At 35.3% G+C, this 19,100-nt stretch carries 14 protein-coding genes; 11 read left to right on the top strand and 3 right to left on the bottom strand.

All coding sequences use genetic code 11. The features are described 5' to 3' along the window. Positions 1-72 precede the first annotated feature (72 nt). Positions 73-1,248 carry a GlmU family protein gene (locus tag F6U93_RS03555; RefSeq protein ID WP_150936911.1) on the bottom strand — a complete coding sequence of 392 codons (1,176 nt, stop codon included), beginning with the start codon at positions 1,246-1,248 and terminating at the stop codon, positions 73-75. 150 nt (positions 1,249-1,398) lie between these two features. Further along, positions 1,399-1,650, bottom strand: a complete 252-nt coding sequence (locus F6U93_RS03560; RefSeq protein WP_150936913.1) for a type B 50S ribosomal protein L31 — start codon at positions 1,648-1,650, stop codon at positions 1,399-1,401. 172 nt (positions 1,651-1,822) lie between these two features. Between F6U93_RS03560 and F6U93_RS03565 the strand changes: the two genes are divergently transcribed. The 8 genes from F6U93_RS03565 to F6U93_RS03600 all read left to right on the top strand — a co-directional run bounded on the left by F6U93_RS03565 (position 1,823) and on the right by F6U93_RS03600 (position 9,979). Beyond that, positions 1,823-2,356 carry a DUF4199 domain-containing protein gene (locus tag F6U93_RS03565; protein ID WP_150936915.1) on the top strand — a complete coding sequence of 178 codons (534 nt, stop codon included), beginning with the start codon at positions 1,823-1,825 and terminating at the stop codon, positions 2,354-2,356. Positions 2,357-2,394: 38 nt separating this feature from the next. Further along, positions 2,395-3,351, top strand: a complete 957-nt coding sequence (locus F6U93_RS03570) for a glycosyltransferase family 2 protein (RefSeq protein WP_150936917.1) — start codon at positions 2,395-2,397, stop codon at positions 3,349-3,351. Between the two features lie 92 nt (positions 3,352-3,443). Beyond that, the gene (locus F6U93_RS03575; protein ID WP_191963447.1) at positions 3,444-5,174 is read left to right on the top strand and encodes a phospho-sugar mutase; all 1,731 of its coding nucleotides are present in this window, start codon (positions 3,444-3,446) and stop codon (positions 5,172-5,174) included. Next, positions 5,174-7,000, top strand: coding sequence for an ABC transporter ATP-binding protein (locus F6U93_RS03580; protein ID WP_150936919.1), 1,827 nt, complete (start codon positions 5,174-5,176; stop codon positions 6,998-7,000). The genes F6U93_RS03575 and F6U93_RS03580 overlap by 1 nt, the downstream gene beginning before the upstream one ends. A 414-nt stretch (positions 7,001-7,414) precedes the next feature. After that, on the top strand, positions 7,415-8,269 hold the full coding sequence (locus F6U93_RS03585; protein ID WP_150936920.1) for an oxidoreductase: 855 nt from the start codon (positions 7,415-7,417) through the stop codon (positions 8,267-8,269). Positions 8,270-8,449: 180 nt separating this feature from the next. Beyond that, on the top strand, positions 8,450-8,992 hold the full coding sequence (locus tag F6U93_RS03590) for an RNA polymerase sigma factor (RefSeq protein ID WP_150936922.1): 543 nt from the start codon (positions 8,450-8,452) through the stop codon (positions 8,990-8,992). Between the two features lie 33 nt (positions 8,993-9,025). Next, a complete protein-coding gene (locus F6U93_RS03595; RefSeq protein WP_150936924.1) occupies positions 9,026-9,535 on the top strand; it encodes a hypothetical protein in 510 nt (169 codons plus the stop codon). Between the two features lie 3 nt (positions 9,536-9,538). After that, positions 9,539-9,979 carry a sensor of ECF-type sigma factor gene (locus F6U93_RS03600; protein ID WP_150936926.1) on the top strand — a complete coding sequence of 147 codons (441 nt, stop codon included), beginning with the start codon at positions 9,539-9,541 and terminating at the stop codon, positions 9,977-9,979. On the opposite strand, the gene F6U93_RS03605 is transcribed toward F6U93_RS03600, so the two are convergent. After that, positions 9,976-11,124: a WD40/YVTN/BNR-like repeat-containing protein gene (locus F6U93_RS03605; RefSeq protein WP_225312543.1), complete on the bottom strand. Its 1,149-nt coding sequence runs from the start codon at positions 11,122-11,124 to the stop codon at positions 9,976-9,978. The genes F6U93_RS03600 and F6U93_RS03605 overlap by 4 nt on opposite strands. Positions 11,125-11,326: 202 nt before the next feature. Here F6U93_RS03605 and F6U93_RS03610 point away from each other — a divergent pair, with 202 nt between their 5' ends. The 3 genes from F6U93_RS03610 (at position 11,327) to F6U93_RS03620 (ending at position 19,096) form a co-directional block, all read left to right on the top strand. Next, positions 11,327-12,541, top strand: a complete 1,215-nt coding sequence (locus F6U93_RS03610) for an RsmB/NOP family class I SAM-dependent RNA methyltransferase (protein ID WP_150936928.1) — start codon at positions 11,327-11,329, stop codon at positions 12,539-12,541. Between the two features lie 706 nt (positions 12,542-13,247). Beyond that, positions 13,248-16,922: a phosphoribosylformylglycinamidine synthase gene (gene purL / locus F6U93_RS03615; RefSeq protein WP_150936930.1), complete on the top strand. Its 3,675-nt coding sequence runs from the start codon at positions 13,248-13,250 to the stop codon at positions 16,920-16,922. Between the two features lie 152 nt (positions 16,923-17,074). After that, entirely contained in the window at positions 17,075-19,096 is a 2,022-nt protein-coding gene (locus tag F6U93_RS03620) for an ATP-binding protein (RefSeq protein ID WP_191963448.1), read from the top strand. The last annotated feature ends 4 nt before the right edge of the window (positions 19,097-19,100 follow it).

Raw genomic sequence — 19,100 nt, forward strand, 5'->3', positions numbered from 1 at the left:
CTTACAAAGTTTAAAGTAAAGCGAAAAAAAAGCGCCATATTGATATCCTTCAAAAAAGGAATTCATTAAAATTTATTCGCGTCTAAACTTCTTTGACTCCTCAAAAACATGTTCCAAGATAGCCTTATCTTGATCAGAAAGCTTGAGATCACGTCGTGACATAACCACCTCTGCAACTTCAAAAGCTTTTTTAGTTAAGTATGTTGTGAAGCCACTACTACCTCCCCAACTAAAGCTAGGCACAAAATTACGTGGAAACCCACTTCCGAAGATATTCGCACTTACACCAACAACTGTCCCGGTGTTAAACATGGTATTAATACCACATTTACTATGATCGCCCATCATAAGTCCGCAAAACTGCAACCCTGTTCTGGCAAAACTTTCGGTTTGATAGTCCCATAATCGCACTTCGACATAATTATTTTTCAGGTTCGAATTATTAGTATCGGCACCTAAATTACACCACTCACCTAAAACAGAATTTCCTAAGAAACCATCATGCCCTTTGTTTGAATAACCAAACAGCACAGAGTTATTAACTTCACCACCAACTTTACTATGAGGTCCAATTGTAGTTGGCCCGTAAATTTTAGCACCCATTTTTACGGTAGCATGATCACATAAAGCAAAAGGCCCTCTAATTATCGCGCCTTCCATAATTTCGGTGTTTTTACCAATATAAATAGGTCCGTTAGAAGCATTAAGCGTTACAAACTCTAACTTAGCGCCATCTTCAATAAATATATTTTCAGCAGCAATAACATTGTTACTTGTTGGAATGGGTTTAGACTTTCGGCCATCGGTAATTAAATCGAAATCTTCTTGAATGGCAGCTCCGTTTTTTGAAAATATATCCCAGGTGTTATTTATTTGAATGGCTTCAGCATCAAATTCAATAGCTTCGTAAGCATCAAAATCGATATCCTCCTGCTCTTCTTTTGCAAAAAAAGCAATCACATCTTCACCATTAAAAATCGCTTGATTTTCCTGAAGCTCTTTAATCATTTCAACCAATTCTAAATTTGGCAGATATGACGCATTAATCATGACATTATTTTCCATTTCAACCATGGGGAATTTGTCAGATAAATAATCTTCAGTAACTGTAGTACTTGTACAATCTAAAAAAGACTCCCACTTTTCACGAATGGTTAAAACACCAACACGAATATCGGCTACGGGTCTTGTGTAAGTAAAAGGCAACAAATTTTTACGCGAAGGACCATCAAAAAGAATGTAGTTCATTTTTAGATATAAAATTAAAAGTTAGGTTGCTGAAAATAACTTCTCAAAACACCTAACTCAAGTTCTGTAAACCAAAAATAACCTAATTAACTAAATAAAAAAAGCCTCTCTACAATAGAAAGGCTTTTAATAATATATTTTTTGCTAAAATTATTTTTTAAACTTAGCATATTTAGTTTTGAACTTGTCAATTCTACCAGCAGTATCTACTAATTTAGATTTTCCTGTGTAGAAAGGGTGCGATGTTCTAGAGATCTCCATTTTTACTAATGGGTATTCTACGCCATCAACTTCAAGAGTTTCGTTAGTATCTGCAGTAGACTTAGTTAAGAATACATCTTCGTTAGACATATCTTTAAATGCTACAATTCTATAATTTTCTGGATGTATACCTTTTCTCATCGCTAAATGCTTTATTGTTACTTTCAATTTTGGAGTGCAAATTTAGTTATTTTTTACAAACACACAACACTTTTTTGAATTTTATTTCAAAAAAACAAAGATAGATATTTAGTTAGTATATTTGATTTCTAATTAAATTAAGCTTGCAAAGCTATTAACCAACACTATACTTATGGAAAAATCTATTAAATCAATTGCTAGTGACCTTGGATTGTATCTTGGTATACTTTTATCACTATACACACTTACCGCTTATTTAATCGATTTAGGCTTGATAGTTAATATATGGCTTATGATGCTCATTATTCCCTTAGTAATAGTTGGCTTTGGAATTTTTTCAACAGCTAAGGCTAAAAGTTTTAATAATGGCTTCTTGACTTTTAAGCAAGCATTTTCTTCATATTTTATTACCGTAGCCATAGGAATCATGATAAGCACCTTGGTTACTGTTGTAATTTTTAATTTTATTGACCCCGAAGCGGCCGTAGAAACAAAAAATATCCTCGTTGAAAACACAGCTACCATGATGAAAAACTCAGGCGCTCCTACTGAAACCATTGCCGAAAAAATAACCGAAATAGAAAGTCAAGACACCTTTGCTATTGGAGTACAGTTGAAATCTTTAGCTCAAAGTTTAATCTTTTTTGCCGTCATCGGTCTTATCGTTGCAGCCGCATTAAAAAAAAGTAACCCTGAGGCCGAATAATTTCTGTATTTTTGAATTTTATATTCGAAAACATCCAAATGAACATATCTGTAGTTATTCCACTACTTAACGAACAAGAATCTTTAACCGAACTACATGATTGGATTGTAAGAGTAATGCTCTCCAATCAGTTTTCTTATGAAATCATCTTTATTGATGATGGTAGTACCGACGACTCTTGGAGAATCATCTCAACATTAGCCTCGCAAGATGTGCATGTGAAAGGTATTCAATTTTTAAAAAACTTTGGAAAATCTCAAGCCTTACATGCTGGTTTTGAAAAAGCCCAAGGCGAAGTGGTCATTACCATGGATGCCGATTTACAAGACAACCCTGATGAAATCCCAGAACTTTACCACATGATTAAAACCGAAGGTTATGACTTGGTTTCGGGCTGGAAAAAGAAACGCTACGATTCGGTTATATCAAAAAACCTACCTTCAAAATTATTTAATTGGGCGGCTAGAAAAACATCAGGTGTTAAATTAAACGACTTTAATTGTGGTTTAAAGGCCTATAAATTGGAAGTGGTAAAAAATATAGATGTTAACGGTGAAATGCACCGTTATATTCCCGTACTTTCTAAAAACGCAGGTTTCACTAATATTGGTGAGAAAGTTGTACAACATCAAGCCAGAAAATATGGCATTACCAAATTTGGAATTGACCGCTTTTTACACGGTTTTCTCGATTTAATTACCATTTGGTTTTTATCGCGTTTTGGAAAACGTCCTATGCACCTATTCGGCGCCTTAGGTTTTATTATGATTACCATAGGTTTTGCTTTCGCTCTTTATCTAGGTATCAATAAGCTCTTTTTAAATCAGGAAGGTCGATTAATCACCGATCGCCCAGAATTTTTCATATCCCTGACCACTATGGTTATAGGAACCCAGTTTTTTGTAGCCGGATTTTTAGGCGAAATCATTTTAAGAATGAAGCAAGACAAAAAACGCTATGCAATTAAGAGCGCATTAAATTTAAATGAACACTAAAACGCAGTATTAACTTTCGTATATGTTTTCTGCATTTACAACTAAATAAAACAGGAATTACTTATTTTTGTATTCCTTTATTTCAAGACATTATGATACACATTGAACCAAAAATCTTAGAAAGAATAAACAGCTGGCTAACCCCTGCTTTTGATAAAGACACGCAAAATACCATTAAAGAAAGTATTGCACACAAACCCAAAGACATTCAAGAAAGTTTTTACAAAGACTTAGAATTTGGTACAGGTGGTATGCGTGGTATCATGGGTATTGGAACCAATAGAATTAACAAATACACCCTTGGAAAAAGCACCCAAGGTTTAAGTGATTATTTACACCAACAGTTTCCTAACGAAACCCCAAAAGCGGTGATCGCTTACGATTGTAGACACAACAGCAAATCTTTAGCAAAAGTTGTTGCCGATGTGTTTTCTGCAAATGGTGTTGAAGTGTATTTATTCGAAGACTTACGTGCTACTCCAGAATTATCATTCGCAGTTAAACATTTAAACTGTCACTGCGGAATTGTTTTAACAGCATCACACAACCCACCAGAATATAACGGCTACAAAGTGTACTGGCAGGATGGCGGACAGCTAGTACCGCCACATGATAAAGGTGTGATTGATGTTATTAATACCGTTGAATACGCAAACATTAAATTTGAAGCTAACGATAGCTTAATTCATTATATCGGTGAAGACGTTGATGATATTTTTATTAATGCTTCTGTTGAAAATGGTAGCGTAGGTGCCACTCAAGCGGCTAAAGATGATTTAACCATTGTGTTCACATCTCTTCACGGAACCTCCATTACCGCGGTTCCTGAAACCTTAAAACGTGCTGGATATAAAAATGTACATATTGTAAAGGAACAAGAAGCTCCTGATGGCGGTTTTCCAACCGTAAAATCACCTAACCCAGAAGAGCCTGCTGCCTTAAAAATGGCTTTAGAATTAGCTGAAGAAGTTAATGCCGATATCGTTATTGGTACCGACCCAGATTGCGATCGCTTAGGGGTTGCCGTGCGTAACGCCGAAAATGAATTGCAATTGCTTAACGGAAATCAAACCATGTTAATGATGACTGATTTCTTATTAAAACAATGGAAGGCGGAAGACAAAATTAAAGGCAAAGAATTTATTGCATCTACCATCGTTTCTACACCGATGTTGAGCAAATTAGCTGAATCTTACAAGGTTGAAAGTAAAATTGTTCTAACCGGTTTCAAATGGATTGCTAAGTTAATTCACGATTTCCCAGAACTAGATTTTGTAGGTGGTGGCGAAGAAAGCTTTGGGTTTATGGTTGGCAATTTTGTTCGTGACAAAGATGCCGTAACTTCTACCCTTTTGGCTTGCGAAATTGCTGCAATTTCAAAATCTAACAACAGTTCTTTTTTCAAAGAATTAATCAGTTTATACACTGAACACGGGTTCTACAAAGAAAAACTAGTTTCACTTACGAAGAAAGGTATTGAAGGGGCTGAAGAAATCAAAAACATGATGATTGACGCTCGTGAAAACCCGTTGAAAGTGATTAACGGCTCTAAAGTGGTAAAAATTGAAGACTACGATTTATCGGTTTCAAAAAACATGATTACCGGTGAAACGAGTACTATCGATATTCCAAAATCGAATGTTATTATTTATTACACTGAAGATGGTAGCCAAGTAGCGTTGCGACCAAGTGGTACAGAACCTAAAATCAAATTCTACGTGAGTGTCAACGACACTTTAAAAGATGAAGCTGATTTTAAATCTGCCGAAGCACAACTTGATGCTAAAGCAGAAGCCATCTTAAAAGATATGAATCTTATTTAATGGAGTATTTAAAAAAACTTTCTCAATTTATAAAACCGTACAAAAAGTACGGTTTTTTAAATATATTCTTTAACATCTTATATGCCTTGTTTAGCACTTTGGCCATGGTCGCTTTAATGCCCATGATAAGTGTGCTCTTTGGAGAAACTGAAAGATTAACGATTAAACCAAAGTACCAAGGCTTTAAACACCTCAAAGATTACGGGCAAGATTATTTAAATTATTTTGTAACCACAACCAACGCGAGCGAAGGCCCAGAACGCACTTTGCTCTACATGATCATTTTAATTATCAGCCTGTTTCTACTTAAGAACATCTTTAACTATTTAGCACTTTTTTCTATTACTTTCCTTCGGAATGGTGTTCTGCAAGACATGCGTAATGCCATCTATGACAAAGTCATTACTTTACCTATTTCTTATTATTCCGAAAAGAAAAAAGGGGATATTATCGCCCGTATTTCAGGCGATGTAAACGAGGTGAAAAATTCGTTGTTGGCTATTTTAGAACTTATCATAAAAGAGCCTTTAACTATTGTTTTTGCTATTGTCACTATGTTTACGCTTTCAGCAAAACTCACCATTTTTGTGTTTATCTTCATTCCTATAGCCGGGTTTATTATCTCGAGAATAGGAAAAAGCCTAAAACGAAAATCAGGACAGGTACAAGCTGAACAAGGGGTTTTTATTTCTACTTTAGAAGAAACCTTAAGCGGACTGAAAGTCATTAAAGGCTTTAATGCTGAAGGTAAATTCAACAGGAAATTTCAAGAATCTACGAATCGTTTTTATCATTATTCGAATACCCTTTTAAACCGACAAAATTTAGCTTCACCTACTAGTGAATTTCTAGGTATTGTGACCATAGCGGCCTTACTTTGGTACGGCGGAAGCATGGTTTTAATAGAAAAAACACTTACAGGTGGTGCTTTTATCACCTATATGGCTTTAGCTTATCAAATTTTAACACCCGCCAAAGCCATTAGTAAAGCGAGTTACAAAGTGAAAGCTGGAAACGCCGCTGCCGATCGTGTTTTAGAGGTTTTACACACTCCTTCTTCTTTGGAAGATAAGCCTGATGCTATCGTGAAAGAAGATTTTACAACTAGTATTGACATCAATAACATTTCTTTCAAATACGAAGACGAACTGGTCTTAAAGAATTTTTCAATACAAGTTCCTAAAGGAAAAACCGTGGCGCTTGTTGGTCAATCTGGAAGTGGAAAAAGCACCATTGCCAATCTAGTGACGCGTTTCTACGATGTGAACTCCGGAAACATTTCTATCGATGGTACAGATATACGTGATTTAACCAAACATTCGCTTCGCGATTTAATGGGGCTAGTCACACAAGATTCTATCCTGTTTAATGATTCTATTAAAAACAATTTACTAATAGGAAGAGCTAACGCCACAGATGCTGAAATTATTGACGCCTTAAAAATTGCTAACGCCTGGGAGTTTGTTAAAGACCTTCCTCAAGGTATTGAAACCAATATTGGTGATTCTGGAAATAAACTTTCTGGCGGACAAAAACAACGCTTGAGTATTGCACGCGCCGTGCTAAAAAACCCTCCAATCATGATATTAGATGAGGCTACCTCAGCCTTAGATACCGAAAGCGAGCGCTTGGTTCAAGATGCGCTTGATAAAATGATGCAAAACAGAACCTCTATAGTTATTGCACACCGTCTTTCAACCATACAAAAGGCTGATCAAATCATTGTTTTAAACAAAGGGGAAATCGTAGAACAAGGAAAACACAGCGAGCTTTTAGACAAAAAAGGAATCTACCATAAGCTAGTTGCCATGCAAAGTCTGGCATAAAAAAAGAACCTAACTTAATAATGTTAAAAAAGATAGAGATTTGGGCTTCTATCCTTTTTTCTATGTTATTGATAGACATGGGGACATCTAACAATAATAAGTTAGGTTCTGAAGTAAAAGTAAATGACAAAACTTTATTTCGCAAGAAAAACGACACTTAATCGTTTGTTATATGCACTTTACCGACAAAACCACTACAAAACACCTGTCTACCAATACTTTACATTTATCAGGTATTATACGGATAGTACACGCTTCATCATATCTTAATAAGTTTGTATAACCAACACATATTCCTGTACCGCAGCGCTCCTTTTTCATAGAAAAATAAAAACATAATAGAACATTCCAATAAGTTTAAATCTTTTACTAACTTGCTTTTCAATAATAATTAAAAATAGATTAAAATTACAAATGGATATTAAAGAAAAAGTGTGGTTCATCACTGGTGTTTCATCGGGTTTAGGAAAACAATTAGCAAAAGAAGTATTATCAAAAGGAGAAATTGTTGTTGGTACTTTTAGAAAACAAGAACAAGTAGAAGCATTTAACAGTGAAGTCCCAGGGAAATCTTTTGGTGTCCTTATTGATGTAGCCTCAAACGATATGATTATTGATGGCGTAAAATCAATTTTAGATAAATTTGGTAAAGTTGATGTTTTGGTAAATAATGCTGGATACGGCGTTATGGGAAGCGTAGAAGAAGTTTCAGACGAAGAAGTAAAAAGACAGTTTGACGTTAATGTTTTTGGTGTTTTAACGACTATTCGTGAATTATTACCATCAATGCGTGCCCGTAAATCTGGTCATATTATTAATATCACTTCAATTGCTGGTCGTATTGGTTCTCAAGGTTTAGGCATTTACAACGGTTCTAAATTTGCTTTAGAAGGTATTGGTGAAGCCCTTGCTGCTGAATTAAAACCTTTAAACATTAAAGTGACTAACGTAGAGCCAGGACCATTCCGTACTGAGTGGGCTGGAAGTTCTGCTGATTATGAGAATACAAAAATCAAGGATTACGAAAGTACTGTAGGTGAGCGTATCACGTCTCTTCAAAAATTAAGCGGAAACCAACCTGGTGACCCTGAAAAAGCAGCTGATGCTATATATAAATTAGCGCAACTAGAAGAAGCGCCTGTACATTTACCTTTAGGAAAAATCGCTTATGAAGTTTTTGATAAAGTCAATAACGGACTTATTGAAGAACTTGCCAAGTTTGAGCATTTAGGAAAAGAATGTGACTTTGATAATAATTATTACGTATAATTGAACTATCAGTTCTCTATATAATTCAGAAAAACCGTCTTTTAGACGGTTTTTTTATGGGCTAATATTTCAGTCTCCGTATTAATACCATTTTAACCATCAACTAAGTTTTTAATCAAAAAGCACCAACCCCATTAAACTTTCAGTAATTTTAAAAGTCTAAGTAATAAATAGCCATTCGTGACAGACGAAACGATACTTTTAGAACAACTCAAATCTGAAAACCAAAAAGAACAGGCCTTTAAAGTTTTACTAAACTTATACAAGGAACGTTTGTATTGGCACATTCGTAATATCGTAAAGTCTCATGATGATGCTGATGACGTACTTCAAAACACCTTTATAAAGGTTTATAAAAACATAGCAGGTTTTAAAGGTGATAGCAAACTATACTCTTGGATGTACCGTATTGCCACCAACGAATCGTTAAGTTTTTTGAGTAAAAAGGCTAAACAATTACAAATCACCAACGAAGAGCTGCAAAATACAACCATAAATAATTTAGCTTCTGATGTTTATTTTGAAGGCGATCATATTAAATTAAAATTACAACAAGCCATTGCAAGCTTACCTGAAAAACAGCAATTGGTATTTAATATGAAGTATTTTGAAGACATAAAATATAAAGATATGGCAGAGATTTTAGAAACTAGTGAAGGGGCTTTAAAAGCATCATACCACATTGCAGTGAAAAAAATTGAATCTTATCTCACCCAAGATTAAACCTTTACAAAAAAACAGAGTCTTATAAATAAGATGAAAACAAATAAGTTACATAACGATAAATCTACTGGCTTTAAAGTTCCTGAAGGCTATTTTGATGCGCTTGATGATAAAATCATGAGTCAAATCAAAAACGCTTCTCCTTTAAATGCTGTAATGGAAAGTGGCTTTGAAATTCCTAAAGACTATTTCAATACCGTTGAAGATAACATTTTAGCTGGTATTGAAAAACAGGAAAAACAAACACCTGTTATACCTCTTTTTAGTAAGAAAACAATTCTATTTGCATCGAGTATTGCTGCTTCCGTATTACTTTTATTTAATCTGTCTGTTTTTGAAAACAAACCAACTTTTGATAGTTTAGATACACAAACTGTTGAAAATTATATTTTGAATGAAAAAATAAGCACTTCTGAATTGGCTTCACTTTTTTCTGATGAAGAATTAGACGAAAGCATATTTTCTGAATCTGATATTGATGATGAGCATATTGAAGACTATTTATTGAATTATGCTAATATTGAAAATTTAATAACTGAATAACTTATGAAAAAATCACTCCTTATACTTCTTTTATTTTCATCGTTAACGGTGTTCGCTCAGAAAAACAAAAGAGACCACATCAAAGCCCTAAAAGTGGCTTATATTACCGAAAAGTTAGACCTCACTTCTAAAGAAGCGCAAGGTTTCTGGCCAGTTTATAATACTTACGAAGACAAAACGAACCAAATTAAACACGAAGAAATACGCAAAATCAGACGTGAGATTAAATCAAATTTCGAGTCTATGACCGATGCCGAAGCAAAAGCTTTAATCACGAATCTCAATGACGCTGAAATAAAACTGCATCAGCTTCGTATGGATTTTGCAAATGACTTACTAGACATTCTTCCGCCTAAAAAAATCATCTTACTGAAAGTATCAGAAGAAGAGTTTAAGCGTAAAATGTTTGAAGAATATAAAAAACGAAGAAAAGAAAAGCCTTAATTCAGGCTATCTTTAAAGGTTAGTTTAGAAATTTTCCCAGCTCCTGTACCATAAGCTACAGAATCGTTTAAAAAACGTAAAGAGTAAAAACCAGCTTCGGTAACCTCTTTCCAAGTGCTACCTGAGTTTGTACTATAATAAATACCTTTAGCACTTGAGGCCACCAAGGCTTTACCACCTGCTCTAGGTACATAACGCACACAACTGCTATATCCCGGATTTTGATGTTGCGCGACTAAAGTCCAAGTTTTACCACCATCTGTAGTACGAATTTTATTTGCAGCATTGCCTTCTGGCTTGGTATAATCACCACCAATAGCAAAACCATTCAACTCATCGTAAAAATCTATAGAGTAGATGCCTTCGGTTTCTTCAGCACTCGCTATATCTGTTTTAGTTACCGACCAAGTTTTACCACGGTCTGCTGTGTAATAGATGTTTCCGTGTGTAGTACCAAACCATGCTTTATCGCCTAAGGTCTTAATATTGGTATTACTGGCTGCAAAAGCTCCCTCGCCTATTTCGGCTTCAGGTAACTGCGAACAATCTAACTTTTTCCAAGTTGAACCTCCATCTCTGGTGATAATCACCGACATGCAACCATCAACACTATCACCTATCGCAATCCCTTCTTGGTCATCCCAAAAGGTCATGGCATCATAAAATACGCCTTCGCCTGCTTCTTGATACACTAAAACCATACTTCCGTTATCTCCTGTTTTGTAAAGTAAAGCCGGACTTTCAGTAGTCAACATAAAAAAATCATGCGCTGTATGTGCTGTAGCTCTAAAGTTCAAAGTCGTGTTTTCACGAGTCATGGTTGAGGTCTGCCACATACCTGTTTTTAAACTATTCATACCAAAAACACCATTATTTGCAGCAAAGGCTAAGCTTTTATCTTTTAAAATTTCTATCGTTCGGATACTGTAATCTGCATCACGAAATATACCTTCTACCTGAACGATATTCACATCTTTAAGGATTATAGGGGCTTCAATATGAATATCTGAAACTGTCAAACTATCTTCATGAATGGCTGCAGGCATTCCATCAGGAGATTCAATCGAGGTTTCAACAGGGCGTTTATTTTCTTCTTTACAATTAAAAAGAACCAGTAATAAAGCGAATAGGCTAAAATATTTCATCTATAAAAATTTTGAGTAAAAATAGGGAAGCTTGGCTTAAGATTAAAATATACACATGGAAATAACAACCGGATATAGACAAGTTAAATCATCCTTGAATTTTTAAAACCGAAACACTAGCACAATTAAATACAGTTAAAATTAAAAAAGTCGTGAATTCGTAGCAATTAATGTAACTTTGCAGCCTTATTATTTTTATACCATGCGATTACACAGAAATTTATGCTTTGCCGTTATTGATGGCTTAACCCTAATCTTTAACGAAGGAAAGTACGCCGATAAGGTGATACAGCAACTTTTAAAACGTGATAAACGTTGGGGCGCTCGCGACAGAGGTTTTGTTGCTGAAACGACTTACGATATTGTACGTTGGAAGCGTTTATACGCTGAAATTGCAGAGGTAAAAGAGCCTTTTGACAGAGACAACCTTTGGCGCATGTTTGCGGTTTGGGCCACTTTAAAAGGGATTACTTTACCGGATTGGAAATATTTTGAAAATACCCCTACTCGAAAAATAAAAGGTCGCTTTGATGAACTTTCTCAAACTAGAAAACTCAAAGAATCTATTCCTGATTGGATGGATGAAGTGGGTGAAAAAGAATTAAGTGCTGATTTCTGGTCTAAAGAAATGGCTGCCCTTAATGAGCAAGCCGATGTGATTTTAAGAGTAAACACCCTTAAAACAACCAAGGAAAAACTACAATCTGAATTATTCGATTTAAATATTGAAACAGAATTTATAAAAGGTTATCCAAGCGCCTTGAAACTTCGTGAACGTGCTAATGTGTTCTCTACGGAAGCTTTTAAAAACGGACACTTTGAAGTTCAAGATGCCTCATCACAATTAGTGGCTGAATTTGCAAACGTACAACCAGGCATGCGTGTGGTAGATACTTGTGCGGGAGCTGGCGGAAAAACGTTGCACCTTGCTGCGTTAATGGAAAACAAAGGACAAATTATTGCTATGGATATTTATGCGAATAAGCTGCATGAATTAAAACGTAGGGCCAAACGTGCCGGCGCACACAATATCGAGCCTCGTGCTATTGATTCTACAAAAGTGATTAAAAAACTTTACGATAAAGCAGACCGTGTGGTAATTGATGCCCCGTGTTCTGGTTTAGGTGTTTTACGTAGAAATCCTGATGCGAAATGGAAACTGCAACCTGAGTTTCTTGATAAAATAAGAAAAACACAACAGGAGATTTTACAACAGTATTCTCGCATGGTGAAAGCTGGCGGACAAATGGTTTATGCCACGTGCTCAGTTTTACCTTCTGAAAATCAGCTACAAGTAGCGAGTTTCTTAAAATCTGAAGCTGGAGCTAACTTCACGCTTTTAAAAGACAAAAAAGTATCCGCTCACAAATCTGGGTTTGATGGTTTTTATATGGCACTTTTAGAAAGAAAGGCATAGTTTTTCTTTAAAAATATACTTATTTTAAATGAGGCTGTCTAAAAAGTAAGTTTACCGTCAACCTGAATTTATTTCAGGTTCTCATAATGATTGATTTTCAATATGATGAGATTCTGAAATAAATTCAGAATGACGAATTTCAACACTTTTTAGACAGCCTCATTTATTTTATTAATTCTACTTTGTAATAATTACAAACTGTGAAACGGATTAATAAAAATTACTGTATTAACGAAAAAAGACCCTTCAGGTTTTAAAAACTTGAAGGGTCTGTAGTCACTGAGATTACGATGGAAAATGTATTAATCTTAGTTAATAAGGATTAATACATTTTTTTACATAAACACAACTTTTTGAAAATACTTTCCAAAATCAAAACCACACCAAAACACAACGATCGACTTAGCAAGCACGCCCGCGTTAGCGATTGTAGCGGCATCCTTTTTAAATTTTAAGAACGTGATTTTTGTTTTAACACCAAACCACTAATAGAACGACTTCTTTAAATTTTAATCGAAATAATTTAAAAAGATATAGCGGAAAGCGCGACCCTTGGGTAACGCCCAAACATTAATAATTATTTTGTTTTTTGTTTGTTTAAAACCTTGTAAATAACTCGGAAATTCTGGTGTTATATTTTTAGATGAAATTCCACTAAAAAGCAGTAAATTTGTGCTTTCTTTTTAACAATACAAATTAAGATATAATGATTCATTTCTTTGGAAACGTAACCAGCAAAGTATTTGCTGTTCAAGCAACAAAAGAATTATCAACCGAAACCATTACTAAATTGGAGTGGTTATTTGGCAACCAGCCAAAAATAGAGCAAGCATCATTGGATGCTTTTTTTGTTGGGCCTCGTGCTGCCATGATCACACCTTGGAGTACTAATGCTGTTGAAATCACTCAAAACATGGGGATTTCAGACATCATCAGAATTGAGGAGTTTCAATCGTCTTCTGAAGATTTTTCGGATTTCGACCCTATGATTTCTGAAAAATTCAATGGTTTGAATCAAGAATCATTTACTATTGATATTCAGCCAGAACCTATTTTAAATATCGATGATATTGCGGCTTACAACAACCAAGAAGGTTTGTCGTTAAGCGATGAAGAAGTAGCGTATTTAGAAGGGGTGGCTAAGAAAATTGGGCGTCCGTTAACAGATTCTGAGGTTTTCGGGTTCTCACAAGTGAATTCTGAGCACTGTCGTCACAAAATTTTCAACGGTACATTTGTTATTGACGGTGAAGAAAAACCAACGTCGTTATTCAAATTAATTAAAGAAACGTCTAAACAACATCCTAACGATATTGTTTCGGCTTATAAAGATAATGTGGCTTTTATAAAAGGCCCAAAAGTGGAACAATTTGCACCTAAACGTGCCGATATTCCAGATTTCTATGCGACTAAAGATTTCGATTCTGTAATCTCGCTTAAAGCGGAAACGCACAATTTCCCAACCACAGTGGAGCCTTTTAATGGTTCGGCAACTGGTGCTGGTGGTGAAATTAGAGACAGACTGGCTGGCGGAAAAGGCTCTTTACCTTTAGCTGGAACAGCGGTTTATATGACGTCTTACTCACGTTTAGAAGAAAACAGACCTTGGGAACAAAAGTTTGAAGCTAGAGATTGGCTATACCAAACGCCAATGGATATTTTAATAAAGGCCTCTAATGGTGCTTCAGATTTTGGTAACAAATTCGGACAACCATTAATTACTGGTTCTGTATTAACTTTCGAGCATAACGAAAACTCGTCTGTAAGTGATGCTGCGGCAAGACGCTTAGGTTTCGATAAAGTGATTATGCAAGCTGGTGGTATTGGTTATGGTAAAGCAGAACAAGCTTTAAAGGACACGCCTAAAGCTGGCGATAAAATTGTGATTCTTGGTGGTGAAAATTACCGTATTGGTATGGGGGGTGCTGCGGTATCATCGGCAGATACAGGAGCTTTTGCTTCAGGAATCGAATTAAATGCGGTACAACGTTCTAACCCAGAAATGCAAAAACGTGCGGCCAATGCTGTTCGTGGTATGGTTGAAGGCGATGAAAACTTTATCGTGTCTATTCACGATCACGGTGCTGGTGGTCACTTAAATTGTCTTTCGGAATTGGTTGAAGATACCGGTGGAAAAATTGATTTAGATGCGCTTCCTGTTGGAGATCCAACTCTTTCTGATAAAGAAATTATTGGTAACGAATCGCAAGAGCGTATGGGCTTAGTGATTGCTGAAGAACATATTGAAACCTTACATAAAATTGCCGATCGTGAGCGTTCGCCAATGTACACCGTAGGTGATGTTACAGGTGATGACCGCTTTACGTTCCAATCTAAAACTAAAGGCAATACGCCAATGGATTTAGCTTTAGAAGATATGTTTGGTAGTTCGCCAAAAACGGTTTTAACCGATAAAACGGTTACCAGAAAATATAAAAACTCAAGATACAAGACTAAAAACTTACAAATCTACTTAAATCAAGTGTTACAACTTGAGGCTGTGGCTTGTAAAGATTGGTTAACAAATAAAGTAGACCGTTGTGTTGGTGGTAAAGTAGCCAAACAACAATGTGTTGGACCATTACAGATTCCTTTAAATAACGTGGGCGTTATGGCCTTAGATTTTAAAGGTAAAGAAGGTGTAGCAACTACTATTGGGCACTCCCCTATTTCTGGATTAATTAATCCGCAAGCGGGAAGTAGAAACTCGATTACAGAGTCGCTTACTAACTTAGTTTGGGCGCCATTAAAAGATGGTTTACAGTCGGTTTCATTATCTGCAAACTGGATGTGGCCTTGTAAAAATGAAGGTGAAGACGCCCGTTTATACGAAGCGGTTCAAGCGGTTTCAGAATTTGCTATCGATTTAGGTGTGAATGTGCCAACAGGAAAAGATTCGCTTTCTATGAAGCAAAAATATCCTGATGGTGATGTGATTTCTCCGGGTACGGTGATTATTTCGGCAGGAGCCAATTGTAACGATATTACTAAAGTTGTAGAGCCTGTTTTAAAACAGAACGGTGGAAACATTTACTACATCAACATCTCTCAAGACGAATTTAAATTAGGTGGAAGTTCTTTTAACCAAGTTTTAAATACGATTGGTAGCGATGCTCCTGATGTGAAAAACCCTGCTTTTGTAAAAACAGCTTTCAATACCATTCAAAACTTAATAAAAGACGATAAAATTCAAGCGGGACACGATGTGGCTTCTGGTGGTTTAATTACCACACTTTTAGAATTGTGTTTTGCCGATGTGAATTTAGGTGCCGATTTAGATCTTTCTGCTTTAAATGAAGAAGATTCTATTAAGGTATTATTTTCTGAAAATGCAGGACTTGTATTTCAAGCGGATGCTTCAGTAGAAACTGTTTTAGCTGAAAATAACATCGAATTCTTCAATATTGGTTCAGCTAACAACACAGGAAACTTAAACATTAAAAATAATGAGGATAGTTTCTCTTTCAATATTACTGAAAGTAGAGACGTTTGGTACAAAACATCATTCTTATTAGACCAAAAGCAAACGGCTAACGGTTTAGCTCAAGCGCGTTTTGATAACTATAAAGTTCAACCTTTAGAATATACATTCCCTGCTAACTTCACAGGAAAATTACCAACTCTAAATGGTAGCAGACCAAAAGCAGCGATTTTACGTGAAAAAGGATCAAATTCTGAACGTGAAATGGCGAATGCCATGTATTTAGCTGGTTTTGATGTGAAAGATGTACATATGACCGATTTAATTTCTGGTCGTGAAACGCTTGAAGATATTCAGTTTTTAGGTGCTGTTGGAGGATTTTCTAACTCCGATGTTTTGGGTTCTGCAAAAGGTTGGGCAGGTGCTATTAAATACAACGAAAAAGCTAATAAGGCGATTCAAGACTTCTTCAAAAGAGAAGACACTTTATCTGTTGGTATTTGTAATGGATGTCAGTTATTCATGGAATTAGAAGAAATTCACCCAGAACATAAAGTTCACGGAAAAATGCTTCACAACGATTCTAAAAAACACGAAAGTTCTTTTACTTCAGTAAAAATTCAAGAGAATAACTCGGTGATGCTTTCTACTTTAGCAGGAAGCACATTAGGCGTTTGGATTTCTCATGGTGAAGGTAAATTTAACTTACCAGAAAAAGAAGATCAGTATAACATTGTAGCTAAATATGGTTACGAGGGCTACCCAAATAACCCAAATGGTTCTGATTATAACACGGCGATGCTTTGTGATAAAACAGGTCGTCATTTAGTAACGATGCCTCATATTGAGCGTTCTACTTTCCAATGGAACTGGGCAAATTACCCAGAAAACAGAAAAGACGAAGCAACACCTTGGTTAGAAGCCTTTGTGAATGCACGCCTTTGGATTGAGAAGGAATAAAACTTTACCATATAAATATTTTTCTTAAGCGAGAGGCTGCCTAATTAGGTAGCCTCTCGTTTATATTTGTAATACGTTTTAAATTTTTAACGTAATAAAAGTCTGGAGTATTATATTTGCAGATGGAACATTCCTCAGCGAAAATAGCCCCAATGAAAAAAGTGCTTTTAATTGTTTTACTTCTAATATATGGTTTTAGTCATGCTCAAAACGATAATGACAAACGTCGTGCAGGTGCCTTAAAAAAACAAATAGATTTAGAAGTAAACAAGTCCCATAAACTAAAACTACTCGATAGTCTAACTCAAATTGTTAGAAATAAAGAAACCCTAGATTATGATTCCATTGCAAAAGCTACTATAGACTATGCCATTGAATTAGACTCCCTAAACATTGCAGCTTACAACACTACAAACCTCATCAATTTCTATAATAATTTCTTAGGAAAGCCCAAGGAAGGGCTAAACCTTTACAAGAAATATTTTAAAACTTTAAAAGGGAATATAACAAATAGAAACATGGCTTGCCTGTATATTGATTCAGGTGACAGTTACTATTTTATAAAAGAAAAAGATTCTGCCTTGCAGCATTATGATAAAGCCATTGAATATGCAAGAAAAGACGAAAACGATCGCCTTATGGCTACGGCCTTGTTATACAAGGGTTATGCGTATTCCGATGAAGGCAACCTTACCAAAGCTTCACAAACCCTACAAGAGGCCTCTAAGGTTTTCATTAAATTAAAAGATACCTCTAAAATTATTTCGATAAAAAACTCTCTATCTATACTTTACAGCTACAATGGTTTTAGAAAGGAAGGCCAACTAGAACGCCTTGAAGCTATATCACTTGCCGAAAAACAGAAAAACGACGACTTGCTTACCACCTTATATTTCAATCAAGCCTTTGATAACAAAAAAGAGGGATTAGAAAAGAAACGATTAACCCATTTACATAAATCCTTAGCTTCTGTAAAAAACACCGATAAATATCAATATTTTAAACCTATATTATATACAGCATTAGCAAGTGCTTATGCTGAGAATGACAGCATTGAAAAAGCTAAATGGTACTTAAAAAAGGTCGAAAAAGACAAAGAAAACACAGAAGGTATATATGAGTACCATTATTATAAAGCACTAAAAAAGATTGCTTACGCCCAAAAAAAATATGCTGAAGCAGAACAGCTAGGCTTAAAACACCTCGAAATTGTAACATCATCCAACCAGATCGAGAACATACAGCGTGCTCAAGCCTTTTTAGCAAAAGTCTATGAAAAACTAAACAAACCTGATTTAGCTTATAAATACTTTAAGGTTTATAAAAAATCGGAAGACTCTATTCTCTCTGTACAAAAAACCAAAGCGCTCGCCTACTACCAGACCTTATATGAAACCGCTAAACGCGATCAAAAAATAAAAGAACAAGACAGCCAAATTGAGCTTTTAGATGAGCAAAATAAACGCAAAAAACAATTACTCTGGTTTGTTGGGCTTAGCCTATTCTCATTATTCAGTATCTTCTATCTATGGCGTTCACGCACTTTTTCAAAACGAAATGCCATACTTCAGAAAAAATTTGCTCAAGATATAATTAGAAATATTGAAATAGAAAGAAAGCGAATTTCTAGTGAGTTACATGATAGTGTAGGACAGAGTTTACTGCTCATTAAAAACAAAATATTCTTAAATTCTGAAAAGAAAACAGACACTAGTTTGGTTGATGGTGCTATTGATGAAGTTAGAACCATTTCACAACAATTACACCCCTTTCAATTTGAGCAATTAGGATTAATCAACTCTATTAAAAATACAATTGAAAACTTTCAAAAAAATTCTGACATATTTTATTCCGAAGATATTGAAGTCAAAGCATCAAACATTCCTAAAGACAGTGAAATATTCGTTTTTAGAATGATACAAGAATGCTTAAACAATGTGGAAAAACATTCTCAAGCTAAAGCGTGTAATATCACCATTGAAGACCATAAAAATACCGTATGGTTTCAAATTAAAGATAACGGTATCGGTTTTGATGTCACCGAAAACAGCACCTTGCTTAATAGCCTTGGCATGAAAACACTTAAGGAGCGCGCACAAATTATTGGTGCCCAAATTCAAATAAACTCTATCAAAGGAAAAGGTACAACCGTTCAAATTAAAGTTCCAAAATAAAAAA

Origin of the sequence: Pseudotamlana haliotis (genome assembly GCF_008806375.1) — a bacterium.
Lineage (GTDB): Bacteria > Bacteroidota > Bacteroidia > Flavobacteriales > Flavobacteriaceae > Pseudotamlana > Pseudotamlana haliotis.

Excerpts from the sequence above, each read along its gene's own strand:
- F6U93_RS03565 (WP_150936915.1), top strand. The coding sequence starts at position 1,823 with ATGGAAAAATCTATTAAATCAATTGCTAGTGACCTTGGATTGTATCTT.
- F6U93_RS03595 (WP_150936924.1), top strand. The coding sequence starts at position 9,026 with ATGAAAACAAATAAGTTACATAACGATAAATCTACTGGCTTTAAAGTT.
- F6U93_RS03610 (WP_150936928.1), top strand. The coding sequence starts at position 11,327 with ATGCGATTACACAGAAATTTATGCTTTGCCGTTATTGATGGCTTAACC.
- F6U93_RS03620 (WP_191963448.1), top strand. The coding sequence starts at position 17,075 with ATGAAAAAAGTGCTTTTAATTGTTTTACTTCTAATATATGGTTTTAGT.
- F6U93_RS03605 (WP_225312543.1), bottom strand. The coding sequence starts at position 11,124 with ATGAAATATTTTAGCCTATTCGCTTTATTACTGGTTCTTTTTAATTGT.
- F6U93_RS03555 (WP_150936911.1), bottom strand. The coding sequence starts at position 1,248 with ATGAACTACATTCTTTTTGATGGTCCTTCGCGTAAAAATTTGTTGCCT.
- F6U93_RS03560 (WP_150936913.1), bottom strand. The coding sequence starts at position 1,650 with ATGAGAAAAGGTATACATCCAGAAAATTATAGAATTGTAGCATTTAAA.
- F6U93_RS03575 (WP_191963447.1), top strand. The coding sequence starts at position 3,444 with ATGATACACATTGAACCAAAAATCTTAGAAAGAATAAACAGCTGGCTA.
- F6U93_RS03580 (WP_150936919.1), top strand. The coding sequence starts at position 5,174 with ATGGAGTATTTAAAAAAACTTTCTCAATTTATAAAACCGTACAAAAAG.
- purL (WP_150936930.1), top strand. The coding sequence starts at position 13,248 with ATGATTCATTTCTTTGGAAACGTAACCAGCAAAGTATTTGCTGTTCAA.
- F6U93_RS03585 (WP_150936920.1), top strand. The coding sequence starts at position 7,415 with ATGGATATTAAAGAAAAAGTGTGGTTCATCACTGGTGTTTCATCGGGT.
- F6U93_RS03600 (WP_150936926.1), top strand. The coding sequence starts at position 9,539 with ATGAAAAAATCACTCCTTATACTTCTTTTATTTTCATCGTTAACGGTG.
- F6U93_RS03570 (WP_150936917.1), top strand. The coding sequence starts at position 2,395 with ATGAACATATCTGTAGTTATTCCACTACTTAACGAACAAGAATCTTTA.